Origin of the sequence: Rathayibacter sp. AY2B7 (assembly GCF_002931635.1) — a bacterium.
Lineage (GTDB): Bacteria > Actinomycetota > Actinomycetes > Actinomycetales > Microbacteriaceae > Rathayibacter.
Genome location: NZ_PSUC01000226.1, coordinates 1 through 940, shown reverse-complemented (window position 1 = coordinate 940; position 940 = coordinate 1). Strand labels below are relative to the sequence as shown.

Here is a 940-nt window from a genome sequence, read left to right as displayed (position 1 = left end):
CCCCGCGCCCGAGTACGGCGCCCCCGAGCACGACCGGCCGCAGGACACCCGCGCGGCCCGCCCGCAGGACGAGGAGACCCGATGACGGACGACGACCGCACCCCCGGCGATTCGGGGACGCCGAGCTCCGGGAACGACTGGGGCAGCCGCGAGCCCGGGGCGGGCTCCGGCACGCCGGGCGGCGGCTCGAGCGGCGGCACCGGCCGCGGCGACGGCTCCACCCGCACCGCTCCCCACCGCTCCCGGAGCGTCGGCATCAGCGGCATCGCGAAGAACCGCCGCGGCCTGCTCATCGGCGGCGCGGTCGCGGTCGGCGCGGTGGGCCTCGCCGTCGCCCTCGCGAACGGCGGCCCCTCGACCGACGGCGTCGTCGCCACGGGAGCCGACGGCCAGGACTACGTCATCCCCGAGAACGCCGAGCGCCCCGTCTACGCGAGCCGTGAGGACTGCCTCGCCGACGTGCGGGAGCAGATCGCCCAGCTCCAGGCGCAGGGCGAGGAGGTCGGCGACGACCCCGAGCAGCTGTGCGAGGCGACCGACGAGTACCGCGGGCACTACGCCGGCGGCTTCTGGCTCGGCCCGCTGATCTTCGCGTCCTCGCGCTGGAACTCGACGCGGGCGACCAGCTGGGCGCCCGTCGCGTCCGGCGGCTTCGCGGCCCGCGGAGCGACCCAGCCCGACGTCGTGCAGCGTGCGCCGGCCGGCTCGACCGTCGGCTCGAAGGCGACCCTCTCCGGCGGCTTCGGCTCCTCCGGCAAGTCCGGTTTCGGATCCACCGTCGGCGGCTGACCCCGCCGCACCTCCGCCCTCGCGCCCGGGACGCGCGGCGAGGCGTCCGCCTGCCGCCGGGACACCGCTCGCAAGCCGGCGTCTCGACGATCACCGGGACGGCTCGCCGCCGCTCCCGCTCTCAGGAGGAGGGCGTCGCGCTCGGGAAGAA

1 protein-coding gene is annotated in these 940 nt (G+C 77.4%); it reads left to right on the top strand.

Translation table 11 applies throughout. The features are described from left to right. Nucleotides 1–81: 81 nt before the first annotated feature. On the top strand, nt 82–789 hold the full coding sequence (locus C5C27_RS17555) for a hypothetical protein (protein WP_104261077.1): 708 nt from the start codon (nt 82–84) through the stop codon (nt 787–789). The last annotated feature ends 151 nt before the right edge of the window (nt 790–940 follow it).